19 protein-coding genes and 3 tRNA genes are annotated in these 21,536 nt (G+C 72.3%); 12 read left to right on the plus strand and 10 right to left on the minus strand.

Annotated features, from left to right (window positions below; genetic code table 11):
• The 3 genes from kdpB to kdpF all read right to left on the minus strand — a co-directional run.
• The coding region (gene kdpB / locus AB0J58_RS36655) for a potassium-transporting ATPase subunit KdpB (protein ID WP_364224527.1) at positions 1-1,517 on the minus strand (1,517 nt) is incomplete at its 3' end.
• Positions 1,517-3,178, minus strand: a complete 1,662-nt coding sequence (gene kdpA, locus AB0J58_RS36660) for a potassium-transporting ATPase subunit KdpA (RefSeq protein ID WP_364224529.1) — start codon at positions 3,176-3,178, stop codon at positions 1,517-1,519. The genes kdpB and kdpA, both read right to left, overlap by 1 nt.
• Positions 3,178-3,267 carry a K(+)-transporting ATPase subunit F gene (gene kdpF / locus AB0J58_RS36665; RefSeq protein WP_037972605.1) on the minus strand — a complete coding sequence of 30 codons (90 nt, stop codon included), beginning with the start codon at positions 3,265-3,267 and terminating at the stop codon, positions 3,178-3,180. The genes kdpA and kdpF overlap by 1 nt, the downstream gene beginning before the upstream one ends.
• A gap of 330 nt (positions 3,268-3,597) precedes the next feature.
• Between kdpF and AB0J58_RS36670 the strand changes: the two genes are divergently transcribed.
• Positions 3,598-4,101, plus strand: a complete 504-nt coding sequence (locus tag AB0J58_RS36670) for an NUDIX domain-containing protein (RefSeq protein ID WP_364224531.1) — start codon at positions 3,598-3,600, stop codon at positions 4,099-4,101.
• Between the two features lie 31 nt (positions 4,102-4,132).
• On the opposite strand, the gene AB0J58_RS36675 is transcribed toward AB0J58_RS36670, so the two are convergent.
• The 3 genes from AB0J58_RS36675 to AB0J58_RS36685 all read right to left on the minus strand — a co-directional run bounded on the left by AB0J58_RS36675 (position 4,133) and on the right by AB0J58_RS36685 (position 4,551).
• A tRNA-Leu gene (locus AB0J58_RS36675) sits at positions 4,133-4,205 on the minus strand.
• A gap of 81 nt (positions 4,206-4,286) precedes the next feature.
• Positions 4,287-4,359: transfer RNA gene (locus AB0J58_RS36680), tRNA-Pro, on the minus strand.
• A 120-nt stretch (positions 4,360-4,479) separates the two neighbouring features.
• Positions 4,480-4,551, minus strand: a tRNA-Gly gene (locus tag AB0J58_RS36685).
• A 562-nt stretch (positions 4,552-5,113) separates the two neighbouring features.
• Between AB0J58_RS36685 and AB0J58_RS36690 the strand changes: the two genes are divergently transcribed.
• Entirely contained in the window at positions 5,114-6,085 is a 972-nt protein-coding gene (locus tag AB0J58_RS36690) for an alpha/beta hydrolase (protein WP_364224533.1), read from the plus strand.
• A gap of 91 nt (positions 6,086-6,176) precedes the next feature.
• Here the strand turns inward: AB0J58_RS36690 and AB0J58_RS36695 are convergent, their stop codons facing one another.
• Positions 6,177-7,166 carry a radical SAM protein gene (locus AB0J58_RS36695; RefSeq protein WP_364224535.1) on the minus strand — a complete coding sequence of 330 codons (990 nt, stop codon included), beginning with the start codon at positions 7,164-7,166 and terminating at the stop codon, positions 6,177-6,179.
• Positions 7,167-7,434: 268 nt separating this feature from the next.
• Here AB0J58_RS36695 and AB0J58_RS36700 point away from each other — a divergent pair, with 268 nt between their 5' ends.
• The 7 genes from AB0J58_RS36700 to AB0J58_RS36730 are packed head-to-tail and all read left to right on the plus strand — an operon-like array spanning position 7,435 to position 14,792.
• Positions 7,435-7,662 carry a hypothetical protein gene (locus AB0J58_RS36700; protein ID WP_343982362.1) on the plus strand — a complete coding sequence of 76 codons (228 nt, stop codon included), beginning with the start codon at positions 7,435-7,437 and terminating at the stop codon, positions 7,660-7,662.
• A 17-nt stretch (positions 7,663-7,679) separates the two neighbouring features.
• Positions 7,680-8,759, plus strand: coding sequence for a radical SAM protein (locus AB0J58_RS36705; RefSeq protein ID WP_364224537.1), 1,080 nt, complete (start codon positions 7,680-7,682; stop codon positions 8,757-8,759).
• Positions 8,756-9,541, plus strand: a complete 786-nt coding sequence (locus AB0J58_RS36710) for a sugar phosphate nucleotidyltransferase (protein ID WP_364224539.1) — start codon at positions 8,756-8,758, stop codon at positions 9,539-9,541. The genes AB0J58_RS36705 and AB0J58_RS36710 overlap by 4 nt, the downstream gene beginning before the upstream one ends.
• Positions 9,538-10,788 carry a DUF6365 family protein gene (locus AB0J58_RS36715; RefSeq protein ID WP_343982372.1) on the plus strand — a complete coding sequence of 417 codons (1,251 nt, stop codon included), beginning with the start codon at positions 9,538-9,540 and terminating at the stop codon, positions 10,786-10,788. Before AB0J58_RS36710 ends, AB0J58_RS36715 begins: the two co-directional genes overlap by 4 nt.
• Before the next feature lie 7 nt (positions 10,789-10,795).
• Complete coding sequence (locus AB0J58_RS36720) at positions 10,796-11,707, plus strand: radical SAM protein (RefSeq protein ID WP_364224541.1); 912 nt, start codon at positions 10,796-10,798, stop codon at positions 11,705-11,707.
• A 5-nt stretch (positions 11,708-11,712) separates the two neighbouring features.
• Entirely contained in the window at positions 11,713-12,966 is a 1,254-nt protein-coding gene (locus AB0J58_RS36725; RefSeq protein WP_364224542.1) for a polysaccharide pyruvyl transferase family protein, read from the plus strand.
• Positions 12,963-14,792: a radical SAM protein gene (locus AB0J58_RS36730; RefSeq protein ID WP_364224543.1), complete on the plus strand. Its 1,830-nt coding sequence runs from the start codon at positions 12,963-12,965 to the stop codon at positions 14,790-14,792. The genes AB0J58_RS36725 and AB0J58_RS36730 overlap by 4 nt, the downstream gene beginning before the upstream one ends.
• Here AB0J58_RS36730 and AB0J58_RS36735 read toward each other — a convergent pair.
• From AB0J58_RS36735 to AB0J58_RS36745, 3 genes are all read right to left on the minus strand, one after another.
• Positions 14,703-17,468 carry a tetratricopeptide repeat protein gene (locus AB0J58_RS36735; protein ID WP_364224544.1) on the minus strand — a complete coding sequence of 922 codons (2,766 nt, stop codon included), beginning with the start codon at positions 17,466-17,468 and terminating at the stop codon, positions 14,703-14,705. The two genes, AB0J58_RS36730 and AB0J58_RS36735, sit on opposite strands and share 90 nt — an antisense overlap.
• Positions 17,469-17,470: 2 nt before the next feature.
• Positions 17,471-18,316, minus strand: coding sequence for an ABC transporter permease (locus AB0J58_RS36740; RefSeq protein WP_343980413.1), 846 nt, complete (start codon positions 18,314-18,316; stop codon positions 17,471-17,473).
• Positions 18,317-18,392: 76 nt separating this feature from the next.
• The gene (locus AB0J58_RS36745; protein WP_364224545.1) at positions 18,393-19,346 is read right to left on the minus strand and encodes an ABC transporter ATP-binding protein; all 954 of its coding nucleotides are present in this window, start codon (positions 19,344-19,346) and stop codon (positions 18,393-18,395) included.
• Between the two features lie 192 nt (positions 19,347-19,538).
• Here AB0J58_RS36745 and AB0J58_RS36750 point away from each other — a divergent pair, with 192 nt between their 5' ends.
• From AB0J58_RS36750 to AB0J58_RS36760, 3 genes are read left to right on the plus strand one after another with little or no spacing between them, the layout of a single operon-like run.
• On the plus strand, positions 19,539-20,210 hold the full coding sequence (locus AB0J58_RS36750; RefSeq protein ID WP_343980407.1) for an iron-containing redox enzyme family protein: 672 nt from the start codon (positions 19,539-19,541) through the stop codon (positions 20,208-20,210).
• Positions 20,210-21,352 (plus strand): radical SAM protein, encoded by a 1,143-nt coding sequence (locus AB0J58_RS36755; protein WP_364224558.1) that lies wholly within the window; start codon positions 20,210-20,212, stop codon positions 21,350-21,352. The genes AB0J58_RS36750 and AB0J58_RS36755 overlap by 1 nt, the downstream gene beginning before the upstream one ends.
• A complete protein-coding gene (locus AB0J58_RS36760) occupies positions 21,342-21,530 on the plus strand; it encodes an aroma-sacti cluster domain-containing protein (protein ID WP_343960963.1) in 189 nt (62 codons plus the stop codon). Before AB0J58_RS36755 ends, AB0J58_RS36760 begins: the two co-directional genes overlap by 11 nt.
• Positions 21,531-21,536 lie beyond the last annotated feature (6 nt).

The raw sequence follows: 21,536 nt of genomic DNA on the forward strand, positions 1-21,536 counted from the left end.
CTGGCCGTCAGCGGATTGTCACCCGTGATCATGACCGTGCGGATGCCCATCCGGCGCATCTCGTCGAACCGCTCACGCATCCCCTGCTTGACCACATCCTTGAGATGAACCACCCCCAGCACCCGCGCCCTGCCGTCGACGATCTCACCGACGACCAGCGGGGTGCCACCCGAGCCGGAGACGGCGTCGACGATGCCTCCGACCGCCTCGACGGGGTGGCCGCCCTGCTCGCGGACCCACTTCATCACGGCGGTGGCGGCGCCCTTGCGGACCTGGCGCCCCTCGAGGTCGACGCCGCTCATCCGGGTCTGCGCGGTGAACCCGATCCACCGGGCGCGGGCGAGCTCTCCCGGCAGGCGCTCTCGCAGGCCGTGCTGCTGCTTGGCGTAGACCACGATCGAGCGGCCCTCGGGGGTCTCGTCGGCCAGGCTGGCCAGCTGCGCGGCCTCCGCCAGCTCCTCCGCGGAGACTCCGGGGGCGGTCAGGAACGCCGACGCCTGCCGGTTGCCCAGGGTGATGGTGCCGGTCTTGTCCAGCAGCAGGGTGTTGACGTCCCCGGCGGCCTCGACCGCGCGGCCGCTCATCGCGAGCACGTTGCGCTGGACCAGGCGGTCCATGCCCGCGATGCCGATCGCCGACAGCAGCGCCCCGATCGTGGTCGGGATGAGGCAGACCAGCAGCGCGACCAGCACGACACCGGTGACACCGTCCTCGGTCAGAGCCGGTGAGTCCGGGACCCCGGGGTTCTGGGCCTTGGCGTAGATCGCCATCGGCTGCATGGTCGCGGTGGCGACCAGAAAGATGATCGTCAGGGCGGCCAGCAGGATGTTGAGGGCGATCTCGTTGGGTGTCTTCTGCCGTCCGGCGCCCTCGACCAGGGCGATCATCCGATCGATGAAGCTCTCGCCGGGCCGCTGGGTGATCTGGACGACGATCCGGTCGCTCAGCACCTTGGTGCCGCCGGTCACCGCCGAACGGTCACCGCCCGACTCGCGGATGACCGGGGCCGACTCACCGGTGATGGCCGACTCGTCCACCGAGGCGATGCCGTCGACCACGTCGCCGTCACCTGGAATGATCTCTCCGGCCTCCACCACGACGAAGTCTCCCCGCAGCAGCTCGGGAGCCCCGACGACGTCCCACTCGGCGGAGTCGCGGCCACGCAGCCGCCGCGCCGTGGTGTCGCGCTTGGCGGCGCGCAACGCGGCCGCCTGCGCCTTGCCGCGCCCCTCGGCGACGGCCTCGGCCAGGTTGGCGAAGAGCACGGTCAGCCAGAGCCACGCCACGGCGGCCCAGGCGAAGAACGAGGGGTTCACCACCGCGAGCGCCGTGCTGAAGGCCGCGCCGATCTCGACGATCAGCATCACCGGGTTGCGCCAGAGCGTGGCCGGGTTGAGCTTCCTGAACGCCTGGGGCAGCGATGTGACCAGTTGCCCGGGATGGAGGAGGCCGCCGCCCACCCTGCCGTTTCCGGGGGTGGGGGTACGGCCCGGCAGCTGGAACGTCCGGATGAACATCACTGGATTCCCTCCGCGAGCGGGCCGAGTGCCAGGGCGGGCAGGAAGGTCAGTCCGACGAGGATCACCGTCACGCCGACGACCATGCCGACGAACTGCGGCCGGTAGGTGGGCAGGGTGCCCGCCGAGACGGGCACCGGCGCCTGCACGGCCAGGGAGCCGGCCAGCGCGAGCACGAAGATGATCGGCAGGAACCGGCCGAGGACCATGCACAGGCCGAGAGCCACGGTGTACCACGGCGTGTCGGCGGTGAGGCCGCCGAACGCGGAGCCGTTGTTGTTGGCCGCGCTGGTGAAGGCGTACAGCACCTCGGAGAAGCCGTGCGGGCCGCTGTTGAGCATGCCGGCCCGCCGCTCGGCCGAGCCCATCGCCAGTGCCGTGCCGGTCAGCACCAGCACCGGCGTGACCAGGAAGTACATCGCGGCGAACTTGATCTCCCGGGAGCCGATCCGCTTGCCCAGGTATTCGGGTGTACGGCCGACCATGAGCCCGGCCACGAAGACCGTGATCACCGCGAGGACGAGGATGCCGTACAGACCCGCGCCGACGCCGCCGGGGGCGACCTCGCCCAGCATCATGCCGAGCATCGTGATCATGCCGCCGAGCGCGGTGAACGAGTCGTGGGAGGAGTTCACCGCGCCGGTCGAGGTCAGGGTGGCGGCGGCGGCGAAGGCTGCGGAGCCCGGCACGCCGAAGCGCACCTCCTTGCCCTCCAGCGCGGCGCCCACCGCCTGCGGGACCGTGCCGCCGTGGGCGGTCTCCAACCCGGTGAGCAACGCGACGCCGGTCAGCGCCAGGATCCCCATGACCGCGACGATCGCGTAGCCCTGCCGCCTGTCGCCGACCATGCGGCCGAAGGTGCGGGGCAGCGCGAAGGGGATCAGGAGGATCGCGAAGATCTCCACCCAGCTGGTCAGGCTCGTGGCGTTCTCGAAGGGGTGCGCCGAGTTCGTGTTGTAGAACCCGCCGCCGTTGGTGCCCAGCTCCTTGATGATCTCCTGGCTGGCCACCGGGCCGCCGGTGATCGCCTGGGCGCCGCCGGTCAGGGTGGTCACCTCGTGCGGGGAGGCGAAGTTCTGCACCAGTCCGCCCGCCAGCAGCACGACCGCGCCGACGAGGGCGATCGGCAGCAGGACGCGCAGGGTGCCGCGGACCAGGTCCACCCAGAAGTTGCCCAGTTCCTCGGTCTTCTGGCGGGCGAAGCCGCGGACCAGGGTGATCGCCACCGCCATGCCCACCGCGGCGGACACGAAGTTCTGCACCGCCAGGCCGGACATCTGCACCAGGTGGCCCATGGTGGACTCACCGGAGTAGGCCTGCCAGTTGGTGTTGGTGACAAAGCTGACCGCGGTGTTCCACGCGACGTGGCCGGTCACCGGTGGCCGGCCCAACGACAGGAACAGCCTGTCCTGCAGCCGCTGCAGCCCGTAGAGGAAAAGGACGGAGACCGCCGAGAACGCCAGCAGGCTGCGGGCGTAGAGCCCCCACCTCTGCTCGGCGTCCGGCCGCACGCCGGCGAACCGGTAGATCATCCGCTCGGGGGCGAGGTGCCCGGTGTCGTGGTAGACGCGGTACATGTAGTCGCCCAGCGGCCGGTGGACCACCGCGAGGGCGACGACGAGGGATCCGATGAACAGGATTCCGGCCGTGGTCGACGTCATCAGAAGCGCTCCGGGAAGAGCAGGGCCACGACCATGAAGACCACCAGGCCGACGACCACGACCAGACCGGCCGCGTTGACGGTACTCACAGCCGTTCCACCGCCTTGACGACCAGCCCGAGGAACGCGAAGACCGCGATCGTCAGGGCGACGAAGATGACGTCTGTCATCCCACTCCTCGCATCCGGGGTTTGTTCTCACCACCGCCCGACGGGCAGGGCACATGCAAGGAAAGCGCTGCTTTCCGCGCTTATTGCGCCTCTTGACGGTTTCCATACGCCCCGGCACCCAGGCTTGACGCCTCCTCCAGGCGGGGCCCGGCATACCTTGACGACCGCTTGACGTTCGATCACCGGCTCCCGCCGGTGGCGGCTTCCGTACGAACGACACCGTGGGCGAGAGGCTTCTATGATCGGGAGGGTGGCTGCCCCGATCTCCCGCCCCAGCGCCCGGATCCTGCTGGTCGACGACGACGACCGCCTCCTGCTGTTCCGGTTCCAGGCTCCCGCGCACTGGCCCGCCGAGCACTTCTGGGCCACCCCGGGCGGAGGGGTGCACGAGGGGGAGAGCCTGGCCGCCGCCGCGGTCCGCGAACTGCGCGAGGAGACCGGGCTGGACGTCGCGGAGGAGCGGCTGGGGCCCGTCGTGGCCCATACCTCCGGCCTCGCCGAGTTCGGCGACGTCCTGGTCGAGGCGACCGACTCGTTCTTCTTCCTGCGCGTCGCCGGCCACACCGTCGACGTCTCGGGGCAGGAGGAGCTGGAGCGCTCGCAGATCTCGGCGCACCGCTGGTGGCCGCACCGGGAGTTCCTGACCACCCGGGAACTGGTCTTCCCGGTCAACCTGCCGGCCCTGCTACCCGGCCTGCTGGCCGGAGACCTTCCCGCGGAACCCGTCCTGCTGCCCTGGCGGAGCGGCGGGTAGCCGTCCCTGCCGTCTCCGGCGTCGTATCGCGTGCCGCCCCGGGGATTCGAACCCCGAACATCCGCGTCCTGAGCGCGGCGCCTCTGCCGTTGGGCCAGAGCGGCCGGGCGCGCCGTGCGGCGCGCCGGTGGTGCCGTGTTCGGTGCCGCGCCGTCGTGCTGCGCCGCCGTGGTGACACGGTGCCGTCGGAACGGCAGGACTCGAACCTGCGGCCTTCCGGTCCCTGGCCGGATGCTCTTCCTGCTGAGCTACGTTCCGTCACGCGTCCGGGCCGGTTGGCGTGGGCCGTACCGGACGCGCTGCGGGCCTGCCGACCGGGCGGGGGTCGCCACTCCCCTCGCCGAGTCCCAGTCCCATGGCCCTCTTCTTTCAGGGCGGAGCCGCAGCGGGGACTCGAACCCCGTCCTGCCGGGTGGAAGCCGGCTGCCTTACCGGTTCGGCCTCTGCGGCGTGTCCCCCGTGAATCTCCCGGAGGTGAATCCTTTCGCGCCCTCCGGAAGGGGAGCCCGAACGAATTCGCGTTCAACCTGCTGCACTGTGAAGTTGTCCATCTCGGAAACCGGCCGTCCGATTATCGCTGCGAAAGAGGAAATGAAGAAGCCGCCTGTGACGGAGTCTCCGGCGGCTCGGCGGTTTCCCTTTCGGGGTTTATCCGCCTGACCACCCTGGGGCCCGACCAATGCTTTTGAACAGGGAGGACGCGGGGAGCTTCACCTGCCACACCGGCGACGCACCGTGGTTCACGGCCACTCCTTTCCCTGAGCCGGGGGCGAGTTCCCCTGCCTTTGTTCATTGAAGGGCAAAACCAGCCTCGGCGCCAATGATTTTTATCGGGTTCGTCTCTGGTGACGGATTCCGCGATCGGTACGGAATTCACCTCTCCCTCCTCAGCCGTGGATCCGGGCCGGCCGGGCGGCGGCCGGCGGTGCCCTCGTCTCGGCCATGTCGCGGTTGTGAAGGGGGCGCGGGTTCACGCATGATCGACGGAAGGGACCGATCTCATGGGAGTGATATGGCATTTCATCCGAACCTTGATCCCGGACTGGCCGCCGCCCTCGAGGCGACCCCCCTGCCGGTCGCGGACCTCGGTGCCGTACGGCTGGAGGACCTGCCCGGCCTCCGTCTCCAGCTGAGCGCGGCGCGCGCCGCGCTGGCTCCGCTCGCGCCGGACGAGCGGGTCACGATCGAGGACCGGACGGTGCCGGGCCCGGACGGCGATCCCGACATCCGGCTACGGATCTACCGTCCGGCCGGGCGGCGGGAGGCCGTTCCCTGCCTGTACTGGATCCACGGCGGCGGGATGATCCTCGGCGACGTCGAGATGGAGGACGCGCGCCTCAACGACTACGTCGCCGAACTGGGATGCGTGATCGTCTCGGTCGACTACCGCCTGGCTCCCGAGCACCCTGACCCGGCGCCGGTCGAGGACTGCTACGCGGGCCTGGTGTGGACCGCCAAGAACGCCGCCGAACTGGGGGTGGACCCGGATCGCATCGCGGTGGGCGGGATCAGCGCCGGAGGTGGCCTGGCCGCGGGGACCGTACTGCTCGCCCGCGACCGGGGCGGCCCGGCCCTGGCGTTCCAGCTACTGATCTGCCCAATGCTGGACGACCGCAACACCACCCCGTCCAGCCTGGAGTTCGCCGAGGCGATCGTGTGGAACCGGGCGGCGAACCTCCTGGGCTGGAAGGCCCTGCTGGGTGAGCGGGCAGGCGGCGACGACGTCTCCCCGTACGCGGCCCCGGCCAGGGCGGCCGACCTGTCGGGCCTGCCCCCGGCGTACGTCGACGTCGGTGAGCTGGAGGTCTTCAGGGACGAGTGCGTCGACTACGCCCTGCGACTGGTCCGGGCGGGTGTCTCCACCGAGCTCCATCTCTACCCGGGTGCCTTCCACGGCTTCGACGGGATGCTCCCGCAGGCGGAGATCAGCCGCCGCGCCTCCGCCGAGCGGGTGGTCGCGCTGCGCCGGGCCCTGTTCGGCTGACAGCGTTCGGCTGACGGCGTTCGGCTGACGGCGTTCGACTGACAGCGTTCGACTGACGGCGTTCGGAGCCCGCCCTCGTGGAGCGGCGGGCTCACCCCGGGGGGGCCGCCTCCCCGGGCGGTGAGAGGAGCGCCAGCGCGTGCAGGAGGGTGTCGCGCTCGCCCGCGGCGCGTCTCAGCATGTGACGGCAGATCCCGCAGATGCCGGAGAACTCCCGCTCCGCGAGGTCGCGGTAGCGGGGCAGGGCGGTCAGCGCCTCCGTCCCCAGGGAGCCGAGGACCGCGAGGAACGGGTCGGCGGCGAGATCGGCCAGGGCCCGGCGCACGCCGTCGCGGTCGCGGGCGGCGCGGTGCAGGTCGGGCGGGCCCGCTCCCATGATGACGTTCTCATCGCAGCAGGCCGAGATCCGCCCGTCGTAGCGGACCGTCGGGGTGTGCGCGATCGCGCACCGGCCCAGCCGCGCGCCGGGCACGCGACGTAGCTCGGGGAACAGGCCGCGGGCGCGGCCGTACGGCAGGGGCGGGACCGGATGGATCTCGGCGAGCTCGCGCCAGCCCTCCCCCAGCGCGCCGGAGAGGAGGTCCCGGGCCGCCTCGATCTGGGCGGGATCGTCCAGTACCTGCGCCACCAGCCACGCCCCCTCGGCGGCGACGGCACGGGCGGCGGCGGCCACGGCGGCGCGCGGGCTCGGGTGGTGGGCGTCGACGCCCAGCACGACGCAGGCCGACAGGCGCAGCACGGACCGGATCCATCCGGGGGGATCGCCGCCCGCGCCCCAGTAGCCGCTGGTGTAGGGGACGAGTGCCTTGCCCGAGGCGTGGATCCGCCGGGCCGCGTGGGCGAGGGCGCGCCGCTCCACGAACGGCTCCCCGCCTGAGACACCGACGACCCGCAGTGCCTCGTCCGCGCAGAGCCCTTCGACGATCTCCGCGAAGAGGGCGTGGTCGGTGACGCGCGGGCCGTCCGGGCGGGAGTCGACCGAGCAGTGCGCGCAGCCGACCGGGCACCGGTCGGTGATGAGGAGCAGGGCCGACCTTCCGCGTTGCCGCCGCAGGGCGTCGAGCTCGGCGAACCTGAGCATGCCCCCGACGCTACGCCGCCCCGCGCCGCGGTGGCCGCCCCCGCCCGCGCCGTGCGCCGTTTACGCCACACCGGCGGGGATCTAGGCCATCGCGCCGGACGCGTAGGCCATCGCACGCGGCCGGACAGCCGGCCCGAGACGTGCCCTCCGCCTCCCGGCGGCCCCGGAATACGCCTGCCAGGCGGTGGTTCGGAGTCCGCCGGATTCATACCTTGATCGCGTGGGAAGCCCGACCGGCCCACGAAACCCCGTCCCATGGGAGGGACCAATGAGCGACTCGTCTCCACGCGTTCGCGACCTCGTGCAACGCGCCGCCTCCGACCCCGGGTTCGCCGAGCAGCTGCTCAGTGACCCCGAGTCGGTCGCCACCGAGTACAACCTCGGCGCCGACCACATCGACCAGATCAAGGAGCTGGCCGGCGCCGGCCTGCTCAAGCCCGCAGTCCAGGCGCACACGGTCCCCGTCAAGGAGCCCGGCGGCGGCGGCTACTACTAAACATCTCTGGGGGTGTCGTGCACTTCAACTCGATACTGGTCAGCGTCACCGAGATCTGCACCGTGGGCTGCCGGCACTGCGGCTTCACCGGCTCCACGCGGGACCGCCAGCCGACCGCGGACGAGATCGGGCGCTGGGTGGCACAGGCGTGCGACAGCGGCATCCCGGAGATCATCTTCACCGGCGGCGAGCCCTTCCAGCGATTCCGGATGCTCAGATCCGGGGTCGGGGCCGCCGCCGGCCACCCCGGCAGGCCGCGGATCTCGGTGTTCACCAGCAGCTTCTGGGGGCGCTCGGCCGCGACGGTGGACAAGATCCTCGGGCAGTTGCCCGGCCTCACCCGGCTCTTCCTGAGCACCGACGTCTACCACCAGGAACGCGTCCCCACCCAGCACGTGGTCAACGTGATCGAGGGCGCGATCGCCAGGGAGATCCCCGAGATCAGCCTCTGCATCACCATCGCCGAGGATCACGAGGAGGAGCGGATCCGCAGGCTGTACCGGCGCTTCGAGGACCGGGTGCGGGTGCACGTGGACCGGGTGATCCCCACCCCGTTCATCAAGACGGCGCACCAGGTGGGCCTTCCCCCCGACCCCGAGCACTTCTCGGCCTCGTGCTACCTGGAGACCCCGCTGATCAACCCTAACGGCGACCTGTCCGCCTGCCACATCGGCAAGGCCGGGGCCTACGTCACGCTCTCCGACTTGGCCTACTTCATGGGCAACCTGCACGAGAAGTCGTTCCAGGAGATCCTCGCCGACGCCGACCGCAACTACGAGTACCAGTTCCTGCGGGTGTACGGGCCGCAGGGCGTGGCACGCATGGTGGCCTCCTCCCCCGCGGTGCGCGGGCTGTTCAAGGGGGCGACCTTCACCAACGGCTGCGACCTCTGCTACAAGATGCTCCGCTCACTCGACGGGCGGGCCCGGTTGCGTGAGATCGCGGCCGATCCGTTCCAGCGCGAGCTGATCGACGCCATCCGGCTGGTCCGGTTCGGCGAGCGACCTCCCGAACCGCGGCCCGCGCCCGGCGCTCCCCCACAGCTGAGCGGCGCTCCCCAACCGGTCGCTCCCCAACCAGTAAGGAGTGGCACTTGACGAGCACGGACTTCGTCGGACTCGTACCCGCCGCCGGCCGGGGCACCCGGATGGCCCCGCTGCGCTACCCCAAGGAACTGCTGCCCATCGTGTACGAGCGGGCCGAGGGAGGCGCCCGGCTGCGTCCCGTCGCCGAGTACGCGCTGGAGTCGCTGGCCGGTGCGGGGATCGGCAGCGCGATCGTGGTGGTGGCCCCGTGGAAGCTGGAGGTGGTCGGCTACCTCGGCGACGGGCGCCACCTCGGCGTCGACATCGCCTACCTCCTCCAGGAGGAGGCGCGCGGCCTGGCCTGCGCGCTCGACCTGGCCCGGGGATGGACCCGGGGGCGCGACGTCGTGTTCGTCATGCCCGACACGATCTTCACCCCGCCCGACGCGCTGACCCGGCTGCGCCGCGTCTACGAGGAGACGGGGGCCGACCTCGCGCTCGCGGTCTTCCCCACGCCGGACGCGCACCGCCTCGGCCCGGTGATCCTGCGCGGAGACCGGGTGCACCGGGTGTTCGACAAGCCCGCCGACCCGCCGGTCATGAACACCTGGGGCGCGGCGATCTGGGGGGACGCCTTCACGAGGCTCCTGCACGAGGGGCTGATCCAGGACACCCGGGAGAAGGCCCCCCGGAACGGCGAGCCGGTGCTCGGCCACTACTTCGACCTCGCGGTCCGCAGCGGCCTGCGGGTCCGTGCCGTCGAGTTCCCCGGCGGCACGTTCCAGGACGTCGGGACACCGCTCGCCGTCCGCCGGTCCATGGAGGGCCCCTCACTTCTGGCGGTGGGTCCGTGAGGCTTCTCTTCTTCGCGATGAGCAGCGCCGGATACGGCGAGACGCTGATCGGCATGTCGCTGGCCCGCCAGCTCAGGGTTGCCGGAATCGAGAGCTTCTTCATCGTCGAGCCCACGTCGGAGAGGCTGCTGCGTGGCAGCGGTTTCCCGTACCTGGTGCTGAACAACTCGATGGGCTCCTTCGCCACGCTGCTGGTGGACGAGACGGTCCGCGACTTCCGCCCGGACGCGATCGTGCTGTCCGACTACTTCACCTACTGCGGCGTGTTCCCCAAGCGCTACGGCATCGACCCGTGGTTCATCGAACGGTACGGCCTGCCGATCATGCCGATCGACATCTGGGAGTGGGCCAACACCGAGTTCGCGGTGGACGTCTTCCAGGGCAAGTCGATGGGCGTCACCCGGCGGATCATGGACATGCCCACCCACCTGCGCCCGGTGCCGATCTGTCATCTGGACGAGGAGCCGGGAACGTACCCCTTCCGGCTCTGGGAGGGCAACGAGCGGGTCAGCCGCCGTACCCGCCACCACCTGCGCGAGACGTTCGGGATGGCGCCGGAGGACCGGATGGTGCTGCTCGCGGTGGCCGGATGGCAGCAGGACAGGTACGCCGACGAGAACGGCGACCGGATCGCCGACCAGGTTCCCGAACTGCTCGTGCACTACCTGCGGCAGCTGCCGCCCAGCGCCCGCTTCGTGCTGGTGGGCAGCGTGCCGCCGGTGCTGGCGGATCTGGCCGACCGCGCCCACGTCATTCCCGCCTGCTCGCCGCACCGGTTCAACGTGCTGCTGGGCTCGGTCGACCTGGTGCTGACACTCAACCTGGGCGCCACCACCCTGGCCAGGGCCGTGCTGTCCGACATCCCCGGGCTGGTGCTGACCAACCGGTTCGACGTCCCGGAGAAACCGGACATCGACCGGGTCGAGGCGGAACTGTCCGGCCTGTCGGAGGACGTCCGCTCCTGGCTGTCGCGGACCCTGCCCATGTATCCGTTCCGGATGTGGCCGCTGGGGTTCCACAGCTTCCTCGACCCCATCGTGGCGAAAAATCCCTATATATCGACCTTCGCTCACGCCGAGCTGCTCGATGAGCCCGCCGTGCTGTCCGCGCTGCACGGCGTGCTGTACGACCGGGGGGTCCAGGACGACCTGGCGCGCGAGCGGGCCGCGTACCTGGAGACGCTGACCGATCATCCCGGCACCCCCGAGGTCTTCGCCTCGGCGGCGCGCCGCCTGGGCCTGGTGTGAGGTGGACATGAAACAGCTGAGCATGCACGTGACCGACCTGTGCAACGAGAAGTGCGGCTTCTGCGTCGTGGGGTCGCCGCTGGCGAAGTCCGACAGCGTGGAGTACGGCGACCTGATCCGCTTCCTCGCCGAGAACTCTGGGCAGGGGTACGCGTCGGTGAACCTGCACGGCGGGGAGCCGACGATCCATCCGCGCCTGTTCGAGCTGCTGCGTACGATCCGGCTGCTGGAGTACCCGCGGGTGGAGATCCAGACCAACGCGCGCCGCCTGAAGGACCCGGAGTTCACCCAGCGCCTCGCCGAGGCCGGGGTCGAGCTGTTCGTGGTCTCGCTGCACGGCTCCACCTCGGTGATCCAGGACTGCCTGACCCAGACGCCGGGCGGGTTCGACGAGACGATCGAGGGCATCCGCAACGCCAAGCGCTCGGGCGTCGCCGTGCGGACCAACACCGTCATCACCCGGCTCAACATGGGCCGGCTGATGGACATCTGCCGGCTCTGCGTCGAGCTGGGGGTCGACCACGTCAACATCTCCAACCTGCACCCGGTGGGCAGCGGCTTCTTCGCCCTCGACATGCAGGCGCCCACGGTCGCCGAGACCCGCGAGCACCTGCTGCCGGTGATCGAGATGATGCTCGCCTCACCGGCGCGGCTGACCCTGGAGGGCTTCCCGCTCTGCGTGGTCACCCCGCACGAGGCACTGGCCATCGAGGACGGCACGCGCTCGATCCGGATGATGTACCAGGGCAACGTCCTGGACGACTACGACGCGTTCATGGACGAGCAGATGCGCTCGTACGGGCCGCCCTGCGACGGCTGCCCGCTGCGGACGCAGTGCGGCGGGGTCTACAACGAGTACGCCGAGCGCCGCGGCTGGGAAGAGTTCGGCCTGCGCCAGCCGTACCCCATCGGCGGGTGAGCGGGATGTCCCGGCGGATCGCGATCTGGGCGGGCAGCAGCCTGCCCAACGTCGGCGACCGGCTGCTGGCGGCGGTGACGGAGACCGAGCTCTCCCGCCGCCTGCCGGATGCCGTATTCGGGCACTTCTGCCCGTGGAGCACGGCGGCGGAGCCCGCGCCGCTCTGGGTGGACGGGGTGGGGAACTGGCCCGGCACGGGATCGTTCGACGCCGTCGTGATGGCGGGTGGCCTGTGGAGCGGCCCGCCGTTCCGGCACCCGATCATGCAGGTGTTCTGCCTGGGAGGCGACCCTCGGGCGTTCGACCCCGGCGTGTGGGTCGCCTGGCACGGCGTGGGCCTGCAGGACGACACCCCGGCGGCGGCGCGCGACGACTGGCGCGGCTACCTGAGGGCGGTCCGGGAGCGGATCGACCACCTGACCGTGCGCGGTGCGGCGGCCGCCCTGCGGATGGGTGAGGCGACCGGCGTGCCGGACACGACCCTCGTCCCCGATCCCGCCTTCGCACTGGAGCCGCTGTCCCGGCCACCGCGCCCGGGACGGCGCCGGCCGCTGATCGGCGTCGCCGTCGGCGCCCCGGGAGTGACCTCGCAGCTGATCACCCACCTTGTCGGCCGCAACCTCGCCGGGCACGGCGCGGCGGACCTCGCGCTGTGCGTGCCACCCGAGCAGGTCATGGCCGAGGCGACGGGCCCCGGGGAGCGGGCCGCCGCGCTGGGGTTCGTGACGGAGCTGGGCCTGACACTGATCGAGCTGGCGGGCTTCGCCGACATCGAGTTCATCACGGTGCCCAACATCTACGGGGACGAGGAGGTCGGCGCCCGGTTCGCCCGCTCGGTGCCGGGCGCCCGCATCCGGGAGATCCCCCTTCGGAGAACCTCCACCGGGGCCGGGGAGCTCACCGAGGCCCTTTCCCGCTGCGACCTCGTCCTCGTCTCCCGCTACCACAGCGCGATCCTCGCGCTGCGCGGCGCCACCCCGTTCGTGGCGGTCGACCCGTTCTGGAGCCGCCGCAACGGCACGAGCAAACTGCACGAGCTCACCGGCGAGCTGGGCATGGCGCACCGCTACTGGAACGCGCACACCGGCGAGAACCTCATCGAGATCGTGGAACGCGCGCTGGACGAGGAGCCGATCGAGGCCGTCGCCTACCGGGAGGCGCACGCGCGGGTGACGGCCGCCTTCGACGGGCTCGCCGAGGCACTGCGCTCCGCGCGGCCGAGAGTGACGCCGAAAGCGACAGCGGGGAGATCGTCATGACCCTGAAGGCCGTGCTCGTCTACTCCAACGACGACGGGTTCTCGCTGGGGGTGGAGCTGATCCGGGCGGCCGTGGCCGACCGCCTCTCCCCGTCGCGGGTCGAACACCGGGTCTGGTTCCACGAGGACGTGGGCAACCTGGCCGAGGACTACCTGGGGCACTACAACGCCTTCATGGCGCGGCTGTTCGACTACCGGCCGGACGTGATCTCCTTCTCCGCGTTCGTATGGAACCACGATGAGTTCACCCGGATGGGACGCATCGTCAAGCGGCACCTGCCGGACTGCCGCGTCGTGTGGGGCGGCGCCCAGGCCAACTCCCGGCGGATGGCCGCCCACCTGCTGCGCGAGTACCCGTGGCTGGACCTGGTGCTGCGCGGCGAGGCTGAGGAGGCGTACCCTGACCTGCTGGAACACCTGGCGCGGGGCGGCGACCTGGGCGCGGTGGCGGGCCTCACCCGGCGCGTCGACGGCGAGCCCGTGCACAACGACGACCCGCCCGACGTCGACCTGGGCGCGCTGCCGCTGGTCTTCACCGCCGACAGGCTCCCCCTGGAGCCGATCCTGCGGCGCAGGCCCGGCGCGGTCCTGGCCTACGAGACGGGCCGGGGGTGCCGGCAGAAGTGCAGGTTCTGCCTCTACAGCGCGCCGAAACTCCGCGCGTTCCCGATGGAGCGGATCGAGCGTGAGCTGACCTACCTGCTGGCCGGAGGCATCCCCTACCTGCGGATGTGCGACGCCCACCTGGGCATCTCGCGGCACCGGGCCATGGAGATCTTCGAGATCGTCGCCGAGCACAACCGGGGGACGGTGGTGGACGTCTACCCGGATGTCAAACACGTCGACCTCGACTACGTACGGGCGATGAACCGCGCCGGGTGCCGCGTGATCACCCTGGGCATCCAGTCGTCCGACGCGGACACCCTGCAACTGGCGGCCCGCAGGTTCGACCGGCAGCGGTTCGCCCAGGCCGCCTCCCTCATCCGCCGCCACCACAACCACGCTCTGGCCGCGGACATCATCATCGGCATGCCGGGGGACAACGCGGACAAGGTCCGCGACAGCGTGCGCTTCGCCTACGCGAGCGGGGTGGAGAAGGTGCACTTCGCGCCGCTGATGGCCTTCCCCGGGACCGACTTCTTCGAGTACGCCGAGCAGTACGGCATCGAGTTCTTCGACTTCCAGCCCCCGCTCGTCGTCAGCTCGCGCGGCTTCGGCACCGAGGACTACCGGCGGGCAATGGTCTTCGCCGGGCGGGTCGAGGCGCTGCAGGACATCGCGCCCACCCTGCTGCGCTGCATGATCGCGATCGCGGACTGCGACGTCGCGGACTGGGCCGAGCGCCTGGACCTGGGCTCCGGCGCCGACCCCGCGCCCCTCATCGAGGAGGCGGAGCTGCCCTCCGGGGCGCGTCGCCTGCTGCTCGACGGGCTCGCCTGGGACGCGGCGGTCCAGGCCCAGCGGGCGACGACCGCGCAGGATCCACCGGGGCTCGCCGACGGCGCGCTCGTCGCGGGCGTCGCGCCGGACGCCGTGCACTGGGCCGACCACCCCGTCCACCTGCTGCTGCGCGACTTCACCCTGACCTTCGACGCGCTCGCCCACGAACGCCAGGGCTACCTGTTCCCCCGGGGCGGCGCGGTGGGCTACCCGCTGACCGGCCCGCTGCTGGCCGCCTACGAGGCGGCCGCGGTGGGGATCACGGTCGGTGAGTGGCGGGACAAGACGCGGGCCGGCTCAGCCACCGAGCCGACCCGTGAGGTATGCGACGCGGCCTTCAGGATCCTCTGCGCCACCGGGGTCGTCGCGCTGCGCGAGGAGGGGTGAGTCCTGCTCGCGCAGGGATCTGGCCCGCGAGTCGTACTCGCGGGCCAGATCCCTGCGCGAGGACAGGCCGAGCTTGGCGAACACGCTGGACAGCTGGGCCTGGACCGTGCGGGGCGAAACGAAGAGCTTCGCACCGATCTCGCGGTTGGTCAGCCCGCCGGACGCCAGCAGGGCCACCTGGCGTTCGGCCCTGGTCAGCGCGGCCCAGCCGACCCCCCGTCCGCGCGGCCCCCGGCCCCTGCCCGCGTAGACGACGGCCTGGCCGACGTCCAGCCCGGCGCCCTCGGCCCACGTGGTGGCGAAGGTGTCGGCGCCCAGCGCGGCGCGCACCCCGGCCAGGTCCGCCTCGTGCTGTGGCGCCGCCGCCGGGGGACGCGACAGCCCCAGCCGGTCACGCAGCGACTGGGCCGCGCCGAAGAGCCTGGCGGCGTGCTCATGGCGGTGGTGTCCTGCCGCGAGCCCGGCCATGGCCTCCAGCGAGTCGGCCGTCTGGGCGCGCAGGCCCATGGCGGCACCGGCCCGCAGCGCCGAGTGGTGCGCGGAGGCGGCGCGCGCCGGGTCGGCGCACCGGGTGACGCGGCCGAGGGTGAACAGGCACCGCCAGCTGAGCGGCCGGTCGTCGGTCTCGCGTGCGCGCGCCATGGCCTCCTCGGCGAAGGTGAGGGCCGCGGAGGCCGCGGGGGCACCGCCCGAACCCAGGATCGCCGCGCCGAGACCGGCCAGCCCCATCGCCGCCAGCCGCGCGGCGGTGCGCTCGCCCACCTCGGCGACCTCCGAGAACACCTCCCTGGCCGCCTCGTACTCGCCGACGTCGAGCAGCATCCTGCCGAGCGTGTCGAGGCAGTCGCCGAGCAGCGGCGGGGAGCCCGCGGAGCGCGCGATCTCGACCGCCTCGGCGAGCCGCTCCCCCGCCTGGCCGTACCGCCCCCGGCAGGAGGCCACCTCGCCCAGCCCCCTGAGCACCGCGGCCCTTCCCCAGACATCGCCCATCCGCTCGGCGGCGGCCAGGCTCTGTCCGAGCGCGCTCTCCGCCTCCGCGTACGCGCCCTGGTAGACGGCCACCTGCGCGATGGCGAGCAGGCCCATCTCCAGGCTCAGTTCCGAGCCGTGCCTGCGGCCGATGTCGACGCACCGCTCCAGTGCCGCGCGTGCCCCGGCGAGGTCTCCCGCGGCGACGCGGGCGTGTCCGAGCAGGACGAGCGGCGCGCAGTTCCACGCGTGGCCCGCAGGCGCCCGGCCCCGGGCGGCGAGTTCGGTGAGGGTTCGGCTGGCCGAGGCGGGCTCGCTCATCGTCCGCAGGCCCGCCAGCACCGCGAGGGCCCGGGTCTGCCCGGCCTCGTCTCCCAGCTCGCGGAACATGGCCAGGGCCCGGCGGCAGGCGTCCGCGGCGTCGGCGTACTCACCGAGGGCACAGGAGAGCACCGCGGTGCTCAGCGCCGCGGCGGCCGGCACCTCACCGTGGCCCAGCCCCCCTGCGGAGACCAGCGAGGCGAGCCAGCCGCGCCCCTCGCGCGGGCGGCCCCGCACGATCCAGTACGTCTCCAGCGCGCTCGCCAGCCTGGCCCCGACCGTCGCGGGCCCGCCGGAGACACACCAGCGCAGCACCGCCCGCATGTTGGCGTAGGCGGCTTCGACGCGTTCCAGGTGCGGCGTGGCGGCGCCCGTGGTGAGCGCCTCCGCCGCCCGCTCGGCCAGCGCCGCGTAGTACTCGGCGTGGCGCGCCCGCACGGTCTCGGCTTCGCCGCCGGCGCGCAGTTCCTGCCCCGCGTAGGCGCGCACGACCCGCAGCAGCCGGTAGCGGGTCACGGTACCCGTGGTGTCGCACTCGACGAGGGACCTGGACACGAGCCTGGCCAGGAGGTCGACGACGGCGTCGGGTCTGATGCCCGCGCCCGCGCAGACCCCCTCCACGTCGTCGATGACGAAGCCGTCCTCGAACACCGCGAGCCTGCGCAGCAGCAGCCGCTCCCGCCCGGGGAGCATCTCGTGGCTCCAGCCGATCGCCGCCTCCAGCGACCTGTGCCTGGGGTGGGCGGTGCGGCTCCCCCCGGCCAGCAGCCGGAGCGGGTCGTCGAGCCGCTCGGCGATCTGCGCCGGCGACAGCATGATCGAGCGCGCCGCGGCGAGCTCCACGGCCAGCGGCAGGCCGTCGAGGCGGCGGCAGATCTCCTCCACCGCCTCCGCGGTCTCCGGGCTGGCCGGCCGCCCCTGCGCCGCGGCGCGTTCGGCGAACAGGCGCGCGGACCTCACCACGTCCAGCGGGGCGAGGCGGTAGGTCACCTCGCCTGGAACGCTCAGCGGCTCCCTGCTGGTGGCCAGCACCCGGAGTCCGGGGTGGGTGCCGAGCAGCTCCGGAACGGTCACGGCGCACCGGTCGGCGACGTGCTCGCAGGTGTCGAGCACGAGCAGCGCGGGCCCGTCGCCGGGGACCACGGCAAGGGCGTCGAGGCCGGTGAGGTCGCCGGAACCGGCGGTCAGATCGCGAAACCAGATCCCGCCGGGATGGGCGCCGGCCCAGGTATGGGCGTACGCGTGCGCCAGCCGGGTCTTGCCGACCCCCGGCGCGCCGGTGAGCGTGACGAGCCGCGCCGAGCCGAGCAGGTCCCGCAGGCCGGCGAGTTCGGCGTCGCGGCCGACAGGGTCGCCGGACCATCGCCGGGGCAGATCGCCGTCCACCGCTAACCCACCAGACGCCGCGCGAACGACCGCAGGGACAGCGCGCCCGTGACGAGCGTCCCGGCGGCGAGCACGCCCAGCGCGACCACCTCCGGCATGTGCGGGACGGCCGGGCTCAACGCGCCGCGCAGCGCCTCGCTCACGTAGACCAGCGGATTGACCAGGACCGCGGTCTGCAGCCAGGGCAGTGCCTCCAGCGCGGACCAGGGGTAGTACACGCAGCCGAGCATCATGAGCGGGACTATGAAGATCGCGAACAGCGCGCTGAGCTGCTGGGGCGGGAGCAGCGTGCCGATGAGCAGGCCCAGGCAGGCGGTCAGCAGGGACGACAGCACCAGCACCGCGATCAGCAGCGGCCAGCGGCCGAAGTCGATGTTCGGGGCCTCGCCGGGACCGTGCACGAACAGCACGGCGAGGAAGACGACCACCGCCGCGATCACCCCCTGGATCGCCCCCGCGACGATCTTCTCGACCCCGACGGCCCAGACCGGGATCGGGGCCAGCGCCCTGTCGTCGATCTCCTTGGTGTAGGACAGCTCCATGACCAGCGGGGTCGTCACGGCGAAGATGCCCTGCAGCACGATGCCCGAGGCGACCAGGCCGGGGACCAGGATCGTGGCGAACGTCTCCGCGCGCCCGGCCTCGGAGAGTCCCTGCCCCGCCCCGTACCCGATCCGCGGCAGGACCACGGCGAACACGAATATGAACAGGACGGGCTGGACCACGGTGCGGGCCATGAAGGAGGGCAGGTCCCGCCGCAGCACCCGCAGGTCCCTGGCGAGCAGCGCGCCGAAGGTGCGCGCGTAGCCGTGTGACGCGGCCGGCGGCGCGATGGTCGATGCCGTCATCGCATCTCCTTGAGCGGGGAGATCCCGGGCTCTGGCCCCGGGAGAGGGGGCGCGGCGCGATGCCGCGGGGAGGGGGTCAATCCCGGTACTCCCGCCCGGTCAGGGCGAGGAACACCGTTTCGAGGCTGGGCCGGACGACCCGGACGTCGGCCAGCGCCAGCCCGGCGTCCTGGCCCGCGCTCACCAGGGCGGCGAGGATGCCCTCCGGCGCCAGGGTGAAGACGCGCAGCCGGTTCTCCGAGACCTCGGCGTCCGCGACCCCGGCCAGCCGCCGGGCCTGCTCGACGATCTTCTCCGGGTCCCCGTCGTAGGTGAGGGTCAGCACGGTCCGCAGGCCGGTCGCCGTCTTGAGCTCGGCGAGCTCCCCGCAGGCCAGGACGGCTCCGCGGTCGACGATCGCGATCCTGTCGCAGAGCTCCTCAGCCTCCTCCATGTAGTGGGTGGACAGCACGATCGTCTGGCCCCCGGCGCGGATCTCCCGCAGGATGTCCCAGAGGTTCACCCTGGTCTGCGGGTCCAGTCCCGAGGTGGGCTCGTCGAGGAAGAGGATGTCCGGCCGGTGCATCAGCGCCCGCGCGATCATGACGCGCTGCGCCTGGCCGCCGGACATCTCGGTGATCCTGGCCGTGGCGCGGGAACCCAGGCCGAACCGCTCCAGCAGCTCGATCGCCCGCCGCCTGGCCTCCTTCGCGGGCAGCCCGGCGTACCGGCCGCGGAACTCCAGGTTCTCGCACGCGGTGAGCTGCCGGTCGAGGTTGTTGTACTGGGCCACGACACCGATGTGGCGTTTGACCGCGATGGGCTCGCGCACCACGTCCGCGCCCCCCACCCTGGCCACACCCCCGGTGGGGACGATCCTGGTGGTGAGCATGCCGATCGTCGTCGTCTTTCCCGCCCCGTTGGGCCCGAGGAGGCCGAACATCTCCCCCGCGCCCACTCGCAGGGTGAGCCCGGCCACCGCCTCGGTCACCCCGGACGAGCTCACGTAGGTCTTGCGCAGTTCGCTGGTCTCGACCGCGACGTCCGCCATGTCCGGCTCCCTCTTCGGCACGTGGCGCCCAGTGTGCGAGCACCCGGTTAAAGCGCGCCTTGATCGCGGTTGGAATCCGGTTTGAGGCGTGGCAGCGCCCCTGGCAGGGCGCGGCACCAGGTACTTCCATACCGGCTTTCAACCGTTATCCAACCGGCGGAGCCGACACTTCGTTCAGACGACGGGAGCCCGATGCCACCCCCCAGCGCCATCCTGCGGGCGAAGATCGACCTGGCCGGCCGCGCGCTCAGGAGCGCGGAGAGCACGCTGTGGCGCGCACCCGGTCCTCGACGGCGCTACCGCGACTACCTGTGCGCGATGCACATGGTCATCAGAGCCTCGGTACCGCTGCTGCGGGCCGCGTCGGCCAGGGCGGCGGAGCTGGGCGAGGAGGAACTGGGCGAGTACCTGGACCGGCACGCGGCCGAGGAGGCCTGTCACGACGACTGGCTGCGCGAGGACCTGGTCTCGATCGAGCCCTCGGCGGAGGAGCTGCTGCGCCGCACGCCGCCTCCCTCGGTGGCCGAACTCGTCGGAGCCCAGTACTACTGGGTGCTGCACCACCACCCCGTCGCGCTGCTCGGGTACGTCGCGGTGCTGGAGGGCGAGGCGCCCTCCCCCGCCCTGCTCGAACACCTCGAACGGGGCACCGGGTACCCCCGGGCTGCCTTCCGCACGCTGTGGCGGCACGCCGCGCTGGATCCGGGGCACCGCGACGGCCTGGACCGGATGCTCGACGGCCTGCGGCCGACGCGCGAGCAGCAGGCCGCCGTCGGCACCAGCGCCCTGCACACCGTGCGCGCCGCGGCCGCGCTCCTGCGCGAGCTGGCCGGGGAACCTCCGGAGGTGCTCCCGTGCACCTGATGGACATCCTGGCGCTGCGCCCGGTACCCGCCGCCGCGGTGCTCATGGCGATCACCCGGCGGTGCCCGCTGCGCTGCGGCCACTGCTCGACCGGCTCGCTGCCCGGCTCCGAGGAGCACCCCGGGGAGATCTTCCAGCGGTTCGCCGGGACGTTCACCCCGGCGAACCGGCCGGAGCTGGTCATGCTCACCGGGGGCGAGCCGCTGCTCCGGCCCCGCCTGGCCCGTTCCCTGGCCGAGACCGCCGCTCGCAGCGGTGCCCGCACGATGATCCTGTCGGGCATGTTCTTCGCGCCCCGGATTCCCGCCTCGATCGCCGGGGCGATCGAGGCGGCCGACCACTTCTCCGCCAGCCTGGACGCCTTCCACGAGGAGGAGGTGCCCAGGAGGAGCGTCTTCGCGGTCATGCGGGCGCTGCTGGCGCGGGGCAAGGACCTCAGCTTCCATCTCACCGGGAGCGGGCCTGACGACCCCTACCTGCGCGACGTCACCGCGGAGATCCGGCGGGAGTTCCACGACCGGATCCCGATGCTGGTGGGGCGCGTGCGGCCGGTCGGCCGGGCCCGTGCCGGCGCGCCCGTGCCCCTCCCCGTACCGGGCGGGGGCGGCGCGGCGGGCGAGAGCGCCGCGCCCGGCGCGGAGACCGGGACCGCACCGGCCGCCGGGAGCGCCGGAACCGCGACGGGCTCCGGGGCCGCGACGGGCTCCGGGGCCGCGCCCGCGCTGCCGTGCGCGATGGCCGCCTGGCCGACCGTCGGGTTCGACGGGACGATCACCGCGTGCTGCAACCAGGACGTCGTCGACCACCGTCCCGTCCCCGGCCACCTGCGCCTGGGGCACGCGGGTGCCGACGACTGGAGCACGGTCAGGGAGCGCTGCCTGACCTCCGGCACGCTGCGCGCCCTGAGAACGTACGGCCCGCTCCGGCTGGCCGGCGCCCCGCCGGGCCGGGGGTACTGCGAGACCTGCCGGGAGCTGGAGGCCACCCCTCCCCCGCACACGCCCGCCGCCGCCTTCCTGGAGCGGCGGGTCCGGGACATGCAGCTGGCCGGCGGCGGGGTGGGCTTCGCCGGGAGGTACGGCTGCCCGCCCTACGGCGACCTCGTCTCACTCGGCCATCCCTGGAGGAAACATGACCTTTGACCCCCTCGATGAGCTGGCTCGGGCGGGAATCGACCTCACCCTCGCCGGCCCCGAGCAGCGCGAGGTCGTCCGTTCGCTGAGCGAGGCCGAGGTCGCGCTCCTGGTCTCCATCCACGGGCAGCTGCGAGAGGGCTCTCCCGAGGTCGAGGCCCACATCGTCGGCGGACTCCTGTTCTGATCGGGG

The organism is Streptosporangium sp. NPDC049644, assembly GCF_040675205.1.
Taxonomy (GTDB): domain Bacteria; phylum Actinomycetota; class Actinomycetes; order Streptosporangiales; family Streptosporangiaceae; genus Streptosporangium; species Streptosporangium fukuiense.